The following is a 19018-nucleotide window of genomic DNA, read 5'->3' on the forward strand; positions in this document are numbered from 1 at the left end:
GTGGCGGCACCGATTCAACAGCGTTTTGATGCTGACAATAAGGAACAAATACGACACCTACCTTCGGCAATATCTCGCAAGTATCACAGAGATATTGTCTTGGCCTCCAGCGTTTAATACGTCCGTTATGAGGTCCTGCGCATTCAATTCTTGCGATGACAGTGCCTCTTTCAGAGCATCCTCGCCGATATAGTCCGTTAACCCGTCTGAACACAAAAGCAAATTCAGGTCTGTCGGCGCTATGCGGAGATTCAATACGTGCGGGTTCAGCGTGCGCGCTCCAGCACTGGCGCCGCCAAAGGCTTGCGTGATCGCATGACTGGTTCTCCGTCGTTCAGAAAAACTCTGCCCCGCGCTTAAGCCATTCCGAGAGTGGTCGATATCGTAATTCGGACGAGGGACATGATCCACGCTGATCTGACGAAACCCCTCCTCCAAATCGAACAAGTAGGCGCGACTGTCACCAACGTTGACGACGGTTAGCAAGTCTGCCCGCACCACAGCTGCCACCAGGGTACTTCCCATACCACTCAGGGAGGGGTCCGCGATCATTTGCTCTCGTAAGCTCGCGTCAATCGCCCTCAGGCGGCTCAAAAGCTGCAGGGCTTTGTCGGCCGAAAAATCGTCCGTGTTTACAATCAGCTGTTCAAGAAGGAAGCGACTGGCGATCTCACCAGCGCGATGCCCCCCAATTCCGTCGGCCACCGCCAAGAGACAGCCCACGCGATTGAGCAAGAACTGTTGATCGAATGACGCACTGTCGCCCAGTCCAAGCCAGCGGTCGACGACAATCGCATCCTCATTTGTCGATCGTATCCGCCCTCTATGAGTTGCGGCCGAGACAGTGAGTGTTGAGCCGTCCTCAGCCACGGCCACGGTTCCTACGATCTTCGATCCTACCAATGTCGACTAGCCCCGCCAGCCTAGAAATCTCGGCAACTACCATTGGGTTTCGCGACACAATTCCGACCGTTGGTAAGAAGCAGAGAGGGCGTTCGCGGCTACAAAGGAATGGTCGATTGGAAACTACAGCCAGATCAGCGTCTTTTATTAGCAAGAAAACTTCCCCCACCTCGAGATTGCGGTTTTCAAGGGTCAATCGCGATCGCTGCGCAAGCAGCCAGAGTTCGACGCCTGGCTCGAATGACCCAACCTTTTCTTTAGGTTCTGCGCTGAGAGCTGAATTGGTTTCAATGCGAATATGGACACCTTCGTCCAGTAAGTCGTTCATTTTTCGAAGAACTGACCTATTGGTCACGTTAGGATCCACGTTGGTTGAAGAAATATAGAGTCGTTTTTCGGCTTCATCTAAAGCCTGGCTGAGAAGTTCCCATTGCTCGTAAGGCGTTAAGGCGCGCAACTCGAACTTGTTTAGACTGTCATTTGCAGTGCGGAGTCGAGCGTCCACCTCTGCAAAGTCTTCTTGCTCGGCGTTTGCCAGTTTTGGTCGGCGCCGAAGTCGCTCAAGTTTAGCGCCAAGAGTAGCCCTGTCTCGGCGAGCAATCGCAACTTCTCGTCGGCGCCCGATTACGTCATCCCCGTCAGAAATTTTGCTGGATAGTTCTGGCCCCAGAAAGCGGCGCAGATCGGATTTGGGCTGTGGGGCCGCCCTCAGGATGCCGGGCTTCTTGGATCCGCCATGACGAGAGAACTCAATTTCGTAATCTTCAGCAAGCTGATCATTCAAGACGAAGCCAATCTGGAGCTCGTCAGTAGTTCGGCTTTGGAATGCCAACCCTATGGCGGGTCGAAACAGGTTGTCACGGCGAATAATACGCCGTACGGCCAAAACGCCGCGCTCAAAATCCTTGCCCGACACGCGGCGCACGGCCCGCGCGACCTCGATTAGCGACACTTCTGATGCCAGAGGCGGCTCTGCCGGGTAAGGACGAATTTGTATAGCGCTTCTTTCGGCCAATTCTTTCGGGCGAAGAATGCTCTCATTTGCAAGTCTAATTGGGCGCCGCCGAATTCCGTCGTAGTCAAAAACGAGAACTTCGTCCCGCGGTGTTCTTTCACCATGGTTCAGTCGATCGAGGCCTATTTCAGTAACTTCATACCTTTCGATCGGGTTAGCTTCATGGTCATAGCCAGGCTGCACTGTCGCTACCAAGCCGTCGTACGCTAGGATATTCAACGCATCGATAACTACGTCTTCCGACAGACCGAGAAGGTGAGCAATGCCTGGGGCGCGTTCCTCGCCAATGGCGATTGCCCGCAGAACGAACTCGTGTGTGGTAGGCATTTCCTGTCGGGCGAGTGTCACGGCCTCAACAGTGAGCCTAAATACAGGCAGCCCAACCTCAGCAAAGTCGACCAGATCGAAGCCATCGCGTATGTCGAAATTCCGTGCAACTTGTAGAGGTGTCATGCCTGCAACGTCCCGATGTGGCAGGAATTGGGGTGTGATTCCACCCAATCAATCACCGGAAGAAAAGGGTTTTCGCCTCTCGCGACACGACAAAAATGGTGATCGCCGATCAAAATCAGTGCAGATCTCGCACGAGAAAGAGCCACATTCAGGCGTGGCTTCTCTTTCAAAAATCCTATTCTTCTCCTTCCGTTAGATCTAGTTACAGAATAAATACATACATCTGCTTGCTTTCCCTGAAAGGCATCAACGCTATTGCACGAAATTTTAAGTGATGGCCAGTCGGAGGCATTGCGGTCGGTCATCTCCACTAGCTTCTTCACTTGTGCGGTATAACCAGAGATGACCGCTACGCTAATCTCTCTTGCCTGCCGAGCAGCCGCGCTCTGGAGGCGATGGAGTACGTGTTTTGTCCATTCGACTTCCAGGCTGTTGTGGAAGGTCTTGCCTAATGGGTTTTCCTCACGTCGACGTTCGCGTGACGTTGTAAACCAAGTGACTGGTGCTGGAATTTCAGGATCTAACTTCAGCCCGTGGGATGCGATCGGGCTTTGTAGTGTTCCACCGTAAAAGCAACTACTTACCAGATCGCCTATGGGCGTGATCATTCGATGCTGCGTATTTAGTTGGGCGCGGCATTCCTTCGGCAAACCCGCTTTTGCGTCAATCATACGGTCGAGGACCGTGTGCCGGATTTCAATCTCATCATACTCGGCGACCAGCTCCGGGCCGAATTCTTCAAAGAAGGGTGGAAGCTGTTTTGGGTCACCAACAATTATCCAACGCCTGCTCCGCGACATAGGGATCAGTATTTCGGTCGCCGTCGCCTTCGAGGCCTCGTCCACAATGCAAAGATCGTATTCAACTTCCTCAATCCCCTTGACACCGGCCATGCCGACGCAAGTCCCCGCGATGATCTTTGCATCATTTAGAACAGCGGCATTGAAGTCGCCCGTGCGGCCTACACGCAAGAGCCAGTTCTCCAGCAATTCTAATCGCTGCTTACATTCGCGCACGGCGTCCGAGCCGCTAAGATAGACGCCCTGCCACTCCTCTAAATCGGATATGTCGCTCATATGAGACAGATCGGGGCCAAGATCAGGCCCGTTTGCAAGGTCTGCACGTACGGACTTTTCCTGCTGACGTAAGTTTTTGCGTGCTGTCTTGAGTAGGGCAAGCTCGTCGCTGATTTCTATGGTCGCTAGACCGAGTTCATCGAACTCATCTGGAGTGGCACCGCCATCCTCAAGACGCTGTTCAGCCTCGTCAACTTCGATCTCCTCTTCAGCGATCCGACGCTCCACTTCAGCCTTTTGCCGAAGCAACTGCACAAGGCGCTCGACCTTCATACCAAGGGCTACTAGAGCACGATCGACACCACGGGCAGCCGCCCAAATTTCTAGGTTTTCTTCGGCGGACTTACGGACTTCGTTCGCCCAATGCTCTACCTTTTGTTCCAGCATAAGCGGTTTGGAGATTGCACCTATGCGGGGGTCGTCACTTCGACCGATGCGGATGATCTTCGATGCCCATTCACTGTTAAGCTTTGAAATGCGTTCAATGGCCTCGTCTAGGGCCGTATGCGTCTGTGAAGATAGCAAAACTCTATGATTCGGGTGCCTGGATAGCCAGCCTACAGCTATCTCCGAGATCAGATCGGTCTTGCTAGTACCAGGAGGGCCTTCTACAGCAAGGATCTCAGACGTTCCGAGCGCTTGGCGCAGCACAGAGAGCTTTTCGCCGGCAAGACTAGAAGATTTTAGCTGTGAGATATCTACCTCTTCCGGAGGAAGTGCGCTCGAAGGATCGAGCAGGATCTGTCTCAGGCGCGGTGCTATAATTCTCCCATACATTACAGCGTCCAGAGCCGAGCTTTGATACGCGAGGGCACGTTCCGCGGCAACAGTATTGAGCAACAACTCTCCCTTGCGAGGTAGGATATCAGGGTCCCCCTTCGTAACCTCAATGGTTACTTGATCAAGGAGAACTTGAGTGACCCTCCCAAATACGTGACGGCCTCCCACGCGTACAAACCTGTCTTGCCCGATGATGTCGCTTGATGGCGCGACATCGGCCGTAAAGACGACCTTACTGTTGCTGGTACTTATTCTAGTATAATGGATCGCATTGGCTCTATTAGTCTCGAGGTGAAGCCGATCGCGGAGGTAACTCTTCCAGGCTCGAAAGACACGTTCGCTGTTTAGAGCTTGGCGTGCCTCCTGCCTCTGCTGCTCATGATTTCTCACAAGACCCAGGAATTCTCGCAAAGTTTCAGCTGCGGTGGTTACGTCAATTGGGCGATCAAATGAGAAAGCCACAGGCGCACGGTAGGCGCCCTCGCGCAGTTTTCCTGCACGAGCCGCATCAATCTCGTATGCGTCAATAATCTCAAGGCGTTCGCGGCTGCGGCCCGCATACAAGGCGCGAAAACGCCAAGTCACGCCAACTATTTCAATTCGATCAGAATTGGTCGCGCCGTCTGGAAATCTCTGAAAGGTTAGTGCGTGTGTCTCGGAAAGCTCTTCCAAGATGAAACTCTGGACAGCATCACGCGATCCAAGATTTAATAGAGACCGCAGCCGGCTTTCCGTATCAGTTGCGATGTCGAGGTAGCAAGGAATGGCGTCCGCTGCCTGCAAGACTCTTGCTTCTTCGATCCGCTCCAAATCAAGTCGCATCATCCGAGCGTCAAAGGGCCGTCGCCTCGGGTCGTCTGACAAAGCGTTTTCGACTAAACTTCGTACCGCGTCGGGAAATGGCGCCTCCTGAAGGGCGATTGCCAAATCAGCGTCGTCAACAAATCTTCGTCCGACGACACAGAAAACGCTCACTGCTGCCAGCGAAAAACAATCGCGGCTGCGAGAATATACTCGATCATCTTGCTCCTTAGGCGAAAAACCCGGAGTTCTGGCGTCGACAAAGGTCTTGCCGGCAACCGGCATCCACGAGTCACGATCATCCAAGACTTTCGAAATCCCGTAATCCGTGATCTTAGGTATCCCTTTCTCGGTGACTAGGATGTTGCGTGGGTTGAGGTCGCGATGGATTAGGTTGCGCGCCACCTGCGCATGCTCTAGCGCGCTTAGCATCGGCCTGCCGAAGTCGCTAAGGAAGCGATTCCAAGTCATCGGACCGTGCTCCATCAAGAATGCCTCGAGATTTTGCTCAATCCACTCCATTGCCAAGAACCAACGACCTTCGTCATCCCTGTCAACTTTTAGGAACTTGACGATGTTGGGGTGTTCGAGATGGCGAAGCGCCTCAACTTCTCTTTCGAACGATGCTGCCAATCGCTGCTGATCACCGGAAGTCTTCATACGCTTGATCGCCGCGAAGCCATTGGTCTCACGATCGAAAGCCTTCTGAACCGTTCCCATGCCCCCTAGGCGAACCTCATCAAGCAACATGAAGCGGCCACCCAGAAACTGAGGCGACGGAGTATTGATAAAGGTGGTGGAGGTGCCGGATGTTGTCATCTAATCGCGATTCAGTTGGATGATCGGTCAATTGCTACGGCGGATTGATGGCATATTGCAAACTAATCGGCTGCCCGTAACTAGTTTTGCTAGATACTAACGTGTGCAGCCGCAGCGAAAAAGGGATGGTATATCGCACTTCGAACTGGATCGTCCGACCGACACTCAGGACGCGGGATCGTGGGAACAGTTCTTCGAACAGAAATAGTACCGCCTCTGGGCAACCAAGACGGTCGAAAATCAGGAGTTGCAAGGGCGTGGCATGCCGGCTCGCCCGCAGGCGATAGCCTGTTTCGTCTAGCTAAAGATGTTCGTGAAGACTGCGCCGACAAACGAAGGTTCTAGTGCGTCGAGCCTTGCCTCATAATCCGTTCTTGCTTTCTTAAACGCACTGGCGGCCTCGACAAGACGCTTGCCAGTAAGGGACCCTTCCAAACCGCTTGCCGCATCCTTCAGGTTCCGCATCGCTTTTACGTAGGCTTGGCGTTCGTTCTCACTGGCAGGAAGCTTGCTCTTCACCATTTCCAGTGTTTGGAACAGGGCGAGCATCTTATCGTCCAGCGACTTTCTCGGTTCGTCTGAAGCTGGAACGACATCTCCGGCCACGAGCATCAACGGCCTAATTGTCGTCTCAAGGTCATCGCTTTTCGCCGAAACCTGGTCAATCAGAGAGGCGACTTCTACGCGCTGCTCGTTGGCATACTCAATATACGCTGGAAGATACTGGCCCAAACCGAACCCTACGGCGGTGAACAACAACGCCGCTGGTCCGCTAGGTAAGTATTTTGTGATCCAGTTTGCCATCATGGGACAACATTCACTACCGCAGGAAGCTCAACTTCAGCCGAATTTAGTGCGCTAGACGCAATCGGACACGCTTCCGCCCACAAATCCGCACCCACGAATGTAAGCCAATCGACCGTACTTTTGAAGACCGCAGCTGCACACGGGTCGCCAGGCAATGCTGCGGAATTCCCAAAAGTCACGGTTCCATCCGCGATGGCAGCATTTACCTCCGCGGGAGCGCAACCGGAAAGGCCCAGCAAAGCGACGAATAGCAGCGGCGAGAGCTTTAGTGCATGAACAATGATTTCGCCAGGAGAATTGATTGAAATACGCTTACCCGGCTCGTACTCTCCTAAATTCGCAAATACCGCCGCGCCGATAGATTGCGGCACGTTATGAGTTTCTAGAGCCGCCATGTTAGCGACCACGAAATTCAAGAATGCGGAAAGCCTCATGTCGTCGGTGGAACCAAAGTTCTCAGCGCCCACTCGTAGCTCGCACTGGTACTCTCCATTAAGGACATAGCTCCTGTATGTCCGGTCATAGAACCAGGTAGCTGTCGAGCGTTCGAGCAGGACAAAGGAGTTCGGCTTCTGGGAAATCTCAATGATCCTGGCAGGAACATCTTTTTTGGGCATCTCTGCCAACCACCGAACGCGGCGCCCTAGTACAGGTAAGTCACCATACGCCGGGACCGTCGTTTCCACAGGTTCTTGCTCCGCAATTTCGCCGACAAGTACTGGATCGGCAAAACGAAGCGGCGGAACTACGACGAGATCGCCGACGCGAGCTTTTTCGAAATACGCAGAACCGATGGACAATAGCTGCGACAGGCTCCGACGTTCTGACGGGCTCACCGGATATGGGTAATTCGCCAAGTCCATCGATGGCTGGTCGTCGCCGGCATGGCGACCAACGCGATGCCACCACTTCAGCGCTTGCCCTCTTTGAATTTGCGCCGCGATGTCTTCAACTTGGCGAAACGCCACTCCTTCAGGGAGTTCGAGGCCCGGCAAATCATACAATATGGCGTTCTGGGCCTTCACTTCGTCGTAAAGCCGATAATGCGCGCCAGGACGCACCACATACACGCGATGCGCTGCCGGAAGTATTCGCGTCTTAATATCAATATGAATTGAAACCATGAGTCCCCCAATGGGGCAGAATGATCACGATTTGAGGCTCTTGGAAATATCCAATCTTTAAATGCCATAGGGTTGTCAGACTAGGTTGGCCTGTCGCCATATGGCAGCCTAGAGGCTGCCTAGCGCTTTGCCTTGCGCCACCCGGCCTCTCTTGCTTCGGCCTCAGAACAAAACCAGCGTTCGCCTTGGGCCTCGGAAATCTTTGTCTGGCGATAAAACTTTTGACCAGGCGCGTGGTAAATGCGTTCGCCCTCGACACTGATGTTGCCCTTAATGCCGCACGAGGATGGGCCCAGGAGTGTTCTCGGGCTTGGCGCGACCTCAGTGGTTTCTTCGGTTCGGGCATCCCGCCAGTCCCACGGTTCCTGAAACCGACCCTGCCAAATGCCTCGCTTGGCATTCTTGGCGGCAGCTTGGGGGCCAGCAAATTCACGCCTCGAGTATTGCGGCCAATCGAGTGCGTGACCGTTCTCGACGAGCCAGCCGGCAACGGATCTGCCGTCGGCGCGAAAGCAGTTACCGACGAAGCGACCATATTGATCCCACTCGACGAACGCGCACTTGACGGGGCGAGATGATGCCAGGAATTGGTCGAGCGCCTTCGCAGCGATCCGGCCGCAGGCATATTCGAAGCCTTTTGCATCTTCGCAGTATTGCGAACTCTCTGGGGCGTCGATGCCGTTGAAGCGGACGCGATGACCGGCGATCTCGATGGTGTCGCCGTCGACCACTGAGGCTCGGCCTACGATGGTTTTCGCGGCCGCCCGCGGCGCGCTCGAGCCGAGGCTGTCGAACAGGCGACCAACCTGAGCGCCACTTCGCTCCACCGCCTGATAGGCGAAGATACCTCCGATGATCACAACCGTAGGAATCAGCCGTCGCACAGCATAGGGCAGCCTGTGCCGCTTGTAGCGCACCCTCTGTGGCAGCTTCCCTGATCGTCGGCTCCCCCAGCCAGTCAAAACCCCTCCTGCCGCCCCCGTGCTTTGTGCTGCGACGCAAATCCCGAGAATACTCTCTTAGGCATATCAACGTCGCAAGATGAAGCACTTCACGCGGGGTTATTTTATAGATAGCTTGATTAACGTAATCTTGGGGCTGGGGAGCTCGAAATGCACACTAATCGGCAAGCCGTCGCTGTAGCGGCGGCGTTTTTCTCTTTGTCGCTTGCCGCGTGTACAACCTCCCAACAGGCGCTCAATAAGAACCCCAAGGAAGTGAGCACGTCCGCGCTATGCCGCTCCTTTGTCACGACGAACGACGGGCAGTTCAAGCAAGCTCTCTACGTCGAGCTTACAAGCAGATCGGTCTCGGCCGTCCAATGTGTGGACATGGTCAAGAAGCAGAACAACGCTATCGCAGCGGGCGTCGCCATTGCGGCAATTGGCGCGGCGGTGGCGGTGTGCGCCAACAACGATTGCGGGGGTGGAGGGGGTTATCGCCCAAGCTATTACCAGGGAACCGACTGGGATGCCTTCTACAGGTACGGTCAAATTGTCTGGGCATGTCGGGAAGTGGCATCCGGTCAATTTACCTACGACAGCAATTGCTATGGCAAACCGCAGACTGATTGGCGGTGGCCGTCAAAATACGTCTGACTAGGTCCCGCGCAGTGAGCCCGATCGTCTTTTCGCTCGTGGCGCTGGCGGTGTCGGCCTACGCGATCCTTCGGCCGTCGACGATTGGCTGGATTGTAGCGGCAGCGGCGAACGCAGCGGCAGCGTGGTTATTCTGGCAGATGCCGTAACCGAGTCCTAGGGGTCGCAAACGGCCCAAAAGGTGCGCCCCATGAGCTTGCCCAGGCCTGCCGTTGCAACGTGTCCTGCGGCCCTGTAGCCAGTATCTCGTCAATCGACAATCGCCTGTACGGAGGACGGCCGGTACCGACGTAGACATGCCGTCTGTCCATATTGAAGACCAGCTTCCAGCTTGCCGTCTCGTCGTCGGCTAGGACGCAGGTAATGGGCTTCAACGCTCCTTTGAAAAACAAGGCGTGCCCAGCCCGCGGAATGCCGTCTATCGCCAAATCTTGTGATTGACGGGCAGGATCAATCACCCACGTTTAGTAGGAAGCGATGAGCGTAGGGTGTTTTTATGCGGGTTAGTGACGTCCAATGCTCCGAACTATCCAAAGTTCACGCCGGCGACGGTGAATGACGCAAGATATGGCACCGGGTTGAGCCACTTTGCGGACAAGTTAGCGGTTGCTGTTTGGAGCATTAAGAACAATAAAAGTAGGTTTCCTGAACTCGTATCAGCGAATATCCATCTAGCGCTAGGATTAGCAGATCTCCATTCATCGGTAGCGAACCCGAATGGAACATTGTCAAAATACAAGAATCCCTTGTTAAGTACAAATATTCCATCAACTGACTGTGAAGGCGTTGTCAATCTTGCTCCTGGTGGAATATCTAGATTTGTAACGCCGATCTCGTCGTGAATTTTGTTCAGCCATCCGTAAATAGTTTTTATGTATGCCGGCCCGTCGTATGCCACAACATAATTGAGCACCTTGGGCGGGATATACCCCGAGTGAAATGCCGACGTGACATTTGGCGCTAACGCTTTGGCGTTGCGGGCAGCTGAGATTGCTTGCGCAAGATCCGCCTCTGTAAGAGTGGACTTGACTTCGATCGTAGCAATGACCGATTCGATCAAAAAACCACTCACCCCGCCGCCGAAATCGAGTTTTGGATAGTTCTTCCTGTAAATTACGATGTCGAATTGGTTTCTCTGCTCGCCCGGCTTTGAAGTTGCATCAATAATTTCACCCGTTCCGATAGCGACGTCGGCGGGAAGATGCTGCTCAAGGAACCCGCGAATGAAAGCTTCTCGCGGCGTCCCCTTGTGAAGGCTATGACCCGCGTTTGCAGGCACTTTGGAAATGGCGACTAGGGATGCCTCGTTGGCGTCCATGTGGGATTTCAGCATCTCAACGGCGTCCCTACTCACAATTGGTCAACAATGCATCCCCATCAGACTAGGGCGTCCAGGCATCGATCGACGGCAAAAAAGGCTGCCCGCGATGCGCTCAAAGCCCCTCGTCAGTCCGCGCAATCCGTCCTAGGAAGCGCTGACATTGCAGCGTGCACACGCTGCTGGGTGGCGTCAATCGGCCTGCGAGGCGTCTTACGCGGGGCCGTGGATTACTCGTCGCGCATACACACACGTTAGAGCGACGTGAATTGACTCCGCAAGGCATTTGTTCCTATTTTGTTCTCATGCCGCTGCTGTCCGAATTCCGGTCCGATAAGGTCATCGTCTCGTGCGAAAAGTGTGGAATGCGAAAGCATCAATATGACCGGGACGCCATGATGCGCACGGGTGGAGACTACACGTTAGCTCACCTGTTGGACGAGATTGTCGCCCGCGTCGGCTGCCCTAAAGCCAACGGCCTGAGTGTCTACGAGCGGTGCGGCGCGAAGTATGAGGAACTGGTGGCGCTATTGACGGGGAGGCGGGAGGAATGACCTCCGCGAAGAAGCGCGAGAACTCGAAACGCTGGCATATCCGCAAGAACCTGCCGCATCAGGTGGCGCTCCCGAATGACCTGTGCTGCATGGAGAACTATGACCTGATAGCCGCCTTCTGCCGCCGCTTCGAAACGGAGCCCATGATGCAGCATGTCATAGCGAAGTGGCCGAACGGCAAAAGCGAGGATTTCCGGCTCTACTGCTTTGCGACCCGCGAGGATGCCGAGGTGTTCGCAACCCATTTTGAGGGCACCCACTTTGACCAGGTCAAAGACCGCGAAAGGGGGCGGGTCAACGGCGCTTGGCTACGAACGGACGAGTGGAAGCTCATCGAGAGATGCGGCCCGTTGGAGTTGCCGCGGTTCTTTCGCGAATACGGACGGTAGCGAGCGAGGGCTGGTGGTCGCCCCGCACATTGGCAACGTGACCGGTGCCAAATCCGCTGGTTGGATCATGAGAACCGTCTTGGTAGTCTGCCGTCGAGTCATTAGGGGTGCAGTATGGCAAGACTTCCGCCGTCAACTTCAAAGGCAATACGCCAATGGTTGTTCCGAATAGATCTGGAGGATTTGGAAGATGCCTACGCAGGCGCGATAGCAAGCTTGGCTCACCGCGAAGCTGAAGTCGAGCAAATGGTTCGTCGACAATTGGGCCTAGACCCAGAGGACGAATTTCCACCATGTGATCCGAACGATCTCGAAGACCCGATCAGTGAGATCTATGAGCGGGCGAGTGATATGGACGCCCGAACTGAGCGTGGGGGCCACCTAATCCGAAAGACCTTTTTGATCGCTCTTTTTCATCTGTGGGAGCGACATCGAAAGCCGCGGATCGAGCGAGGCGCGGAACTAGGCGCTGATCGCACCCGCGTTCTAAAATTGCTCGATGACTTGGAGGCAGCAGCAAACTGCGCAAAACATCCCCCAGGCGGTCCGGCAAAACGAATTTACGCGCGACGCCCGGACCTTTTCCCAAGAGTGACGGAGCAAGCTCAGGTGAGCGAGCGAACGCTGCACATCACTTCGGAGGTGCTCGATGAGTTTTTCGGGGCGGTATGGGCTTCGCTTGGCGTTCGGCGCGAAGGCTCACCGCTAGTTCTGCAAATGAATGAATAGGACTTCGGTCTTGTCTGCGACCTTTGTGTGGGCCGAGAATGTGGGACAATCTTCGATTTTCACGAAACTGCCCTTAACTCATTGATTTTGTTGGCGCACCCGACAGGATTCGAACCTGTGACCTCTGCCTTCGGAGGGCAGAGCCAGACATGCGCTGCCCACCGTTATGAATGACAGCTGGGTTGAAATGGTCGCAGTGTTGGCGCGGAGCAATGCCTAAATAGGAACCCTCTCCGGGCTTTACGTGCTCTTCGGTCCTGAGGCTCGAGCCAGCCGTACGCCTGGGCCGCCACCATTTGCCGGAATGAACTCGATGCCGGCGGTCTCGAACGCTAGCCGAATTGCGTCGATCGTCGAACTCTTTAGCTGCTCGCCCCGTTCAAGACGGGCGATCGTATCAGGCGATACCTCCGCGTTTCGAGCAAGGTCTCGCGTTCCCCACCCCAGCGCGACGCGCGCCATTTTGCATTGAATTGCATTCATTTCGTAACGCAGATACGATTTGTGTTGATCTTCAGGCTAATTGCCATTATCGTAACCCTGATACGATTTAATACCTTAGCGGACGCCAAGGGTGTTCAACCGCCGTTAGCGACCTAACCATAATCTAAGCTGTTTGGAGCTCGGATCATGAGTGATTCCGACCATAGCATGAGTTTTCGGCGCGTCACGCGGCGGCTGGCGCTTGGCGGGTTGTTTGTCGTCAGCGGTGGGTGGACTTTTGGCGGGAATGCGCTGGCCCGGGCGACAGCGGCGGCGACAGACGTTGTGCCGGCTCCAGCACCAGACCCAGCGGTGGCGGTGTGGCGCGATTGGAATGCTGCATATGAGCAAGCAATGTGGCGCTGTGACCGGCTGCAGGAATTCGAGGCAGCACTTGCCGAGCGAGTGGATGGGCTGTGGACGGTTGTGAGCAGCCCTGACGGCGAGGAGACCATCGTTTGCTCGATGGCGGCGGTGGACCGGATTATCGGCGAGCGAACGGACATGGCGGAGATCCGCGCCAGGGCCGAAGCTGAACTCGACGCGCGACAAGCACATTTCGAGGTGGTTGCAACGGAAATCGGCTATTTCGAGGGGCTGAGGGCTGAGCAGGCAGGCTTTGCAAGGGTCGAGGCGCTGCTGGAGGCGCTTTCCGAGACGCCCGCGGTCTCACTTTCAGGCGTTGTCGGCAAGCTCGATGCGGTGTTGCGCAACGGCGCGGACTGGGACGATCGGTCTTCCTTTCCCTGGCCACAAATCCGCTCGGCGCGCGAGGATCTGATGCGGATCGGACGCCAGCTGACACCGCATGCGTTTTTCCCGGGCGGGTAGACGGTGAGGCTCGCCTCTCCCCTGCCCCACCGGACAATTCGCCGGGTGGCTTCATTGCATGTGGCTTCACGGCAGAGCCGGTCAAGGTCAAGGCGGGTTGGCGCCGAGGCCTTGACCGGCGTTTCCAGCGTCGCGACAGTTGGCATCCTCCCTCCGCATAGGAGGGGCGCCGAATGCAGGTCATTGCGCTCCATGTTGCTACGACCGCATTTTCCCCCTTCCCGGCCAGCATATCTGGCAGCTTCATCCCCGCTTCGACACACCGAAGCGAGGAAGCCTATGGCAGAAGACAACGTGACGGCCGCCGACGCCCGGCAATCTCCGAGCGAGCGCACCGACAGGCCCAAAACCCATCCGGCGATCCTGGCTCTTGCCTGGCTGATCGGGCGGGGCATGGCACGCGAGCGTTTTGCAATCACAGCGGACGCCAAAGACACTCCAAGGTCTCACGCGGCCAAGACCGAACCGCCGGGCGAAAGAGGCGGCGACGGCAACTCCGACACCAGCTAGACCGGGAGCATTGTTCATGACCATGCGCGTAGCACTTTATGCCCGCTACTCTTCCGACCAGCAGCGGGCAGCCTCGATCGAGGACCAGTTCCGGCTCTGCCGCGAACATGCGGCGCGCGAAGACTGGGAGATCGCCGGCACCTACCAGGATGCCGGCATTTCCGGAGCAAGCCAGATCCTGAGGCCCGGCATCCAGAAACTGGTCCGCGACGCCCAATGCGGGTTGTTCCAGTTGGTGCTGGCCGAGGCCCTTGACCGCATTTCCCGCGACCAGGCCGACATCGCAACACTCTACAAACATTTGAAGTTCGCCGGCGTGCCGATCGTCACTCTCGCAGAGGGCGCGATCTCCGAACTGCATATCGGCCTCAAGGGCACGATGAACGCCTTGTTTCTCGGCGATCTCGCCATGAGGACCCGGCGCGGATTGCGCGGCCGCGTCGAACTCGGCAAGTCCGGCGGCGGGCTGTGTTACGGCTACCGTGTCGTCAGACGCCTCGGCGAGCGCGGCGAACAGATCAAGGGCGATCGTGAGATCGACAATGATCAGGCCGATGTCGTCCGCCGCATCTTCCGGGAGTTTGCCACAGGCATCAGTCCACGCGCGATCGCCAAGAACCTCAACGACCAGGGTATTTCAGGACCTGCCGGCAAGCTCTGGAACGACACCACGATCCGCGGTCATGTCAGGCGCGGCACGGGCATCATCAACAACGAACTCTATGTCGGTCGACTGATCTGGAACCGCCAGCGCTATGTGAAGGATCCCGCAACCGGCAAGCGCGTCTCGCGCCTCAATCCGGAAAGCGAATGGATCGTCACCGACGTGCCGAAGTTGCGCATCGTCGGCGACGACCTCTGGCAAGCGGTCAAGGCGCGCCAGGGCGAGATCGCCGACAGGTCCGTCAACCTGACCACGGCTGTCCGCGCGCACCACATGCGCAACCGGCTGAGCAGCGCCCGCCGGCCGAAGTCACTCCTTTCGGGACTTGTGTTTTGCGGCTGCTGCGAGGGGCCCTATTCCTTGCGCAGCGTCGACCGCTTCGCCTGCTCCAGCCACACCAGTAATGGCTCCTGTCCGAACAAGCGCACCATAGCGCGGAGCGAACTGGAACAGCGGGTGCTCGCCGGCCTGAAGAACAGGATGATGGCGCCGGAAGCAGCTGCGGTTGCGATGAAGGCCTACGCCGAGGAGACGAACCGTCTCAACCGCGAACGCCGCGCCAATGCCGACGGCTGGAACGCAGAACTGGCGAAGGTGGAGAAGCAAATCCGCAGCATCATCGAGGCCATCAAGGCCGGGATGTTTCAGGTGAGCATGAAGGCCGAGATGGACGCGCTCGAGCTGCGCAAGGTCGATCTCACGAGCCAGCTTGCCGCAGCTCCCCAGGACAAGCCGGACCTGCTGCCGAGCATATCGTCACTTTATGCGCGCAAGGTCGCGCAGCTGACCGAGGCGCTCAACCATCCTGACGACCGGCCGCAAGCCGCGACTGCGCTGCGGTCGTTGATCGAGAAGATCGTTCTGACACCTGGCACGAAGCGCGGCGAGATCGAGGCGACGCTCTATGGGGAACTGGGCACAATCCTGAACTGGACCGAGCGGCAGGCTGTTGGGCCTGCAAACAAAAACACTCCCGGAGCAGGGCTCACGGGAGTGTCGTTATCAATGGTTGCGGGGACAGGATTTGAACCTGTGACCTTCAGGTTATGAGCCTGACGAGCTACCGGGCTGCTCCACCCCGCGCCACCATTTTCGCAAGCTGTGCCTGCGGATATTCCGGCGATTCCTTGCTTCATGTAGGCATTTGCCCACCTGATTGCGAGGATTTCAGGCTGTCTGCCAATGGAAAGGGCCGCTTGCGCGGCCCGTCTACCCGTTGGCGGGCCTTGGTTTGTATCGAGAAGATTGCAACATCGCGTTGCGATGCGTGGATTTAACGTGCGTTTGGCAGACCTGGCAGCGACTTACTCTCCCGCGTCTTGAGACGAAGTACCATCAGCGCTGGAGCGTTTCACGGCCGAGTTCGGAATGGGATCGGGTGCAGCCGCTCCGCCATAACCACCAGGTCGGCAAAACGCACGTTGTTCGAGAAGCTGTGTGAGCGAATAGCGAGTAGAGAGTGGCGAATAGGGTTCTATTCGGTGCCTCTCGGGCTGTTCGCTGGTCTTTGTGTGCCTTTTCATCCTGCCTTTCGGCAGCGATGAGCATTAGGAATGAGAACGATCAAGCCTATCGAACTATTAGTACCGGTAAGCTTCATGCGTTGCCGCACTTCCACACCCGGCCTATCAACGTGGTCGTCTTCCACGGTTCTCAGGGAATACTCGTTTTAAGGTGGGTTTCCCGCTTAGATGCCTTCAGCGGTTATCCCGTCCGGATATAGCTACCCTGCTATGCGGCTGGCGCCACAACAGGTCCACCAGAGATCCGTCCATCCCGGTCCTCTCGTACTAGGGACAGATCCTTTCAATATTCCTACACCCACGGCAGATAGGGACCGAACTGTCTCACGACGTTCTGAACCCAACTCACGTACCGCTTTAAATGGCGAACAGCCATACCCTTGGGACCTGCTCCAGCCCCAGGATGCGATGAGTCGACATCGAGGTGCCAAACAACCCCGTCGATATGGACTCTTGGGGGTCATCAGCCTGTTATCCCCGGCGTACCTTTTATCCGTTGAGCGATGGCCCTTCCACACGGGACCACCGGATCACTATGACCGACTTTCGTCTCTGCTCGACTTGTCAGTCTCGCAGTCAGGCGGGCTTATGCCATTGCACTCGACGACCGATTTCCGACCGGTCTGAGCCCACCATCGCGCGCCTCCGTTACTCTTTAGGAGGCGACCGCCCCAGTCAAACTACCCACCATACATTGTCCCGGACCCGGATAACGGGCCGCGGTTAGACATCCATAGAGATAAGGGTGGTATTTCAAGGGTGGCTCCACCAAGGCTGGCGCCCTGGCTTCAAAGCCTACCACCTATCCTACACATGCCACTACGAATGCCAATGTAAAGCTATAGTAAAGGTGCACGGGGTCTTTCCGTCTAACCGCAGGAACCCCGCATCTTCACGGGGAATTCAATTTCACTGAGTCTATGCTGGAGACAGCGGGGAAGTCGTTACGCCATTCGTGCAGGTCGGAACTTACCCGACAAGGAATTTCGCTACCTTAGGACCGTTATAGTTACGGCCGCCGTTTACTGGGGCTTCGATTCAAAGCTTGCACCTCTCCTCTTAACCTTCCAGCACCGGGCAGGCGTCAGACCCTATACGTCGTCTTGCGACTTCGCAGAGCCCTGTGTTTTTGATAAACAGTCGCTACCCCCTGGTCTGTGCCACCCTCCACATGCTTGCGCATGAAAGGGTCACGCTTCTTCCGAAGTTACGCGTGCAATTTGCCGAGTTCCTTCAGCATAGTTCTCTCAAGCGCCTTGGTATACTCTACCAGTCCACCAGTGTCGGTTTCGGGTACGGTCTATAATGGAGGAGCTATTTCCTGGAACCGCTCCGCTGCCGGGATCAATCCAATAAGACCCGACAACTTGTGCGATCCGTCACTACCTCCAGGCCCACGAATATTAACGTGGTTCCCATCGTCTACGCGTTTCCGCCTCGACTTAGGGGCCGGCTAACCCTGCTCAGATTAGCTTTAAGCAGGAACCCTTGGACTTTCGGCGGGGGTGTCTCTCACACCCCTTACGTTACTCATGTCAGCATTCGCACTTCTGATACCTCCACCGCCCCTCACAGGTACGGCTTCGTCAGCTTACAGAACGCTCCGCTACCGCTTGCAGCAAGCTGCAAACCCTAAGCTTCGGTGTATGGCTTTAGCCCCGGTACATTTTCGGCGCAAAGACCCTTATTTAGACCAGTGAGCTGTTACGCTTTCTTTAAATGATGGCTGCTTCTAAGCCAACATCCTGGTTGTTTTGGGATCCTCACATCCTTTCCCACTTAGCCATAACTTGGGGACCTTAGCTGTAGGTCAGGGTTGTTTCCCTTTTCACGACGGACGTTAGCACCCGCCGTGTGTCTGCCGACTAGTACTCCCAGGTATTCGGAGTTTGGTTAGGTTTGGTAATCCGGTGAGGACCCCTAGCCCATCCAGTGCTCTACCCCCTGGGGTATTCGGTCGACGCTCTACCTAAATAGATTTCGCGGAGAACCAGCTATTTCCGAGTTTGATTGGCCTTTCACCCCTAGCCACAAGTCATCCCGAACTATTGCAACAGTTATGGGTTCGGTCCTCCAGTAAGTGTTACCTTACCTTCAACCTGCTCATGGCTAGATCACTCGGTTTCGGGTCTAATGCGTCGAACTGAACGCCCTGTTCAGACTCGCTTTCGCTGCGCCTACACCTACCGGCTTAAGCTTGCTCGACACACTAAGTCGCTGACCCATTATACAAAAGGTACGATGTCACCATTTCAGGCTCCATCTGTTTGTAGGCAACCGGTTTCAGGTACTCTTTCACTCCCCTTGTCGGGGTGCTTTTCACCTTTCCCTCACGGTACTAGTTCGCTATCGGTCATGCACGAGTACTTAGGCTTGGAGAGTGGTCTCCCCATGTTCAGACAGGATTTCACGTGTCCCGCCTTACTCAAGGACGATTGATCGCATTACGCGTACGGGGCTGTCACCCACTATGGCCCTACTTTCCAGAAGGTTCCGCTTGTCTCTCAATCGCCACTGGCCTGGTCCGCGTTCGCTCGCCACTACTTGCGGAGTCTCGGTTGATGTCCTTTCCTACGGGTACTTAGATGTTTCAGTTCCCCGCGTTCGCCACTTTACCCCTATTTTATTCAGGGTAAGTTAC

The 19018-nt window shown here is 55.9% G+C and carries 14 protein-coding genes, 1 tRNA gene and 2 rRNA genes (1 of these 17 only partly in view); 6 read left to right on the plus strand and 11 right to left on the minus strand.

Annotation, left to right across the window (positions count from 1 at the left end):
- Positions 1-57 precede the first annotated feature (57 nt).
- The 6 genes from O1Y97_RS02810 to O1Y97_RS02835 all read right to left on the minus strand — a co-directional run bounded on the left by O1Y97_RS02810 (position 58) and on the right by O1Y97_RS02835 (position 8695).
- Positions 58-870 carry a PP2C family protein-serine/threonine phosphatase gene (locus O1Y97_RS02810; RefSeq protein WP_318763017.1) on the minus strand — a complete coding sequence of 271 codons (813 nt, stop codon included), beginning with the start codon at positions 868-870 and terminating at the stop codon, positions 58-60.
- Entirely contained in the window at positions 863-2371 is a 1509-nt protein-coding gene (locus O1Y97_RS02815; protein ID WP_318763018.1) for a phospholipase D-like domain-containing protein, read from the minus strand. The genes O1Y97_RS02810 and O1Y97_RS02815 overlap by 8 nt, the downstream gene beginning before the upstream one ends.
- Positions 2368-5847 carry a serine/threonine-protein kinase gene (locus tag O1Y97_RS02820; RefSeq protein ID WP_318763019.1) on the minus strand — a complete coding sequence of 1160 codons (3480 nt, stop codon included), beginning with the start codon at positions 5845-5847 and terminating at the stop codon, positions 2368-2370. Before O1Y97_RS02820 ends, O1Y97_RS02815 begins: the two co-directional genes overlap by 4 nt.
- 297 nt (positions 5848-6144) lie before the next feature.
- Positions 6145-6654, minus strand: coding sequence for a hypothetical protein (locus O1Y97_RS02825; RefSeq protein ID WP_318763020.1), 510 nt, complete (start codon positions 6652-6654; stop codon positions 6145-6147).
- Positions 6651-7778 (minus strand): hypothetical protein, encoded by a 1128-nt coding sequence (locus O1Y97_RS02830; protein WP_318763021.1) that lies wholly within the window; start codon positions 7776-7778, stop codon positions 6651-6653. The genes O1Y97_RS02825 and O1Y97_RS02830 overlap by 4 nt, the downstream gene beginning before the upstream one ends.
- 119 nt (positions 7779-7897) lie before the next feature.
- Entirely contained in the window at positions 7898-8695 is a 798-nt protein-coding gene (locus tag O1Y97_RS02835; RefSeq protein WP_318763022.1) for a thermonuclease family protein, read from the minus strand.
- Between the two features lie 195 nt (positions 8696-8890).
- On the opposite strand from O1Y97_RS02835, the gene O1Y97_RS02840 reads away from it, so the two are divergent.
- Positions 8891-9376 carry a hypothetical protein gene (locus tag O1Y97_RS02840; RefSeq protein WP_318763023.1) on the plus strand — a complete coding sequence of 162 codons (486 nt, stop codon included), beginning with the start codon at positions 8891-8893 and terminating at the stop codon, positions 9374-9376.
- Positions 9377-9902: 526 nt separating this feature from the next.
- On the opposite strand, the gene O1Y97_RS02845 is transcribed toward O1Y97_RS02840, so the two are convergent.
- Positions 9903-10694 (minus strand): DUF6602 domain-containing protein, encoded by a 792-nt coding sequence (locus O1Y97_RS02845; RefSeq protein ID WP_318763024.1) that lies wholly within the window; start codon positions 10692-10694, stop codon positions 9903-9905.
- Positions 10695-11244: 550 nt separating this feature from the next.
- Between O1Y97_RS02845 and O1Y97_RS02850 the strand changes: the two genes are divergently transcribed.
- Both O1Y97_RS02850 and O1Y97_RS02855 read left to right on the plus strand, forming a co-directional pair.
- Positions 11245-11637: a hypothetical protein gene (locus O1Y97_RS02850; RefSeq protein WP_318763025.1), complete on the plus strand. Its 393-nt coding sequence runs from the start codon at positions 11245-11247 to the stop codon at positions 11635-11637.
- A gap of 114 nt (positions 11638-11751) precedes the next feature.
- Positions 11752-12366, plus strand: coding sequence for a hypothetical protein (locus O1Y97_RS02855; RefSeq protein WP_318763026.1), 615 nt, complete (start codon positions 11752-11754; stop codon positions 12364-12366).
- Positions 12367-12606: 240 nt separating this feature from the next.
- On the opposite strand, the gene O1Y97_RS02860 is transcribed toward O1Y97_RS02855, so the two are convergent.
- Entirely contained in the window at positions 12607-12849 is a 243-nt protein-coding gene (locus O1Y97_RS02860) for a helix-turn-helix domain-containing protein (RefSeq protein ID WP_280224819.1), read from the minus strand.
- A gap of 147 nt (positions 12850-12996) precedes the next feature.
- On the opposite strand from O1Y97_RS02860, the gene O1Y97_RS02865 reads away from it, so the two are divergent.
- The 3 genes from O1Y97_RS02865 to O1Y97_RS02875 all read left to right on the plus strand — a co-directional run bounded on the left by O1Y97_RS02865 (position 12997) and on the right by O1Y97_RS02875 (position 15904).
- A complete protein-coding gene (locus O1Y97_RS02865) occupies positions 12997-13680 on the plus strand; it encodes a hypothetical protein (protein ID WP_318763027.1) in 684 nt (227 codons plus the stop codon).
- 279 nt (positions 13681-13959) lie between these two features.
- A complete protein-coding gene (locus tag O1Y97_RS02870; RefSeq protein ID WP_318763028.1) occupies positions 13960-14190 on the plus strand; it encodes a hypothetical protein in 231 nt (76 codons plus the stop codon).
- Positions 14191-14212: 22 nt separating this feature from the next.
- On the plus strand, positions 14213-15904 hold the full coding sequence (locus O1Y97_RS02875) for a recombinase family protein (RefSeq protein ID WP_318764280.1): 1692 nt from the start codon (positions 14213-14215) through the stop codon (positions 15902-15904).
- Here the strand turns inward: O1Y97_RS02875 and O1Y97_RS02880 are convergent.
- From O1Y97_RS02880 to O1Y97_RS02890, 3 genes are all read right to left on the minus strand, one after another.
- Positions 15861-15937: transfer RNA gene (locus tag O1Y97_RS02880), tRNA-Met, on the minus strand. The two genes, O1Y97_RS02875 and O1Y97_RS02880, sit on opposite strands and share 44 nt — an antisense overlap.
- Before the next feature lie 208 nt (positions 15938-16145).
- A 5S ribosomal RNA gene (gene rrf / locus O1Y97_RS02885) occupies positions 16146-16260 on the minus strand.
- 153 nt (positions 16261-16413) lie between these two features.
- Positions 16414-19018, minus strand: a 23S ribosomal RNA gene (locus O1Y97_RS02890) (it continues 209 nt past the right edge of the window).

Source organism: Aminobacter niigataensis (assembly GCF_946995915.1).
Lineage (GTDB): Bacteria > Pseudomonadota > Alphaproteobacteria > Rhizobiales > Rhizobiaceae > Aminobacter > Aminobacter niigataensis.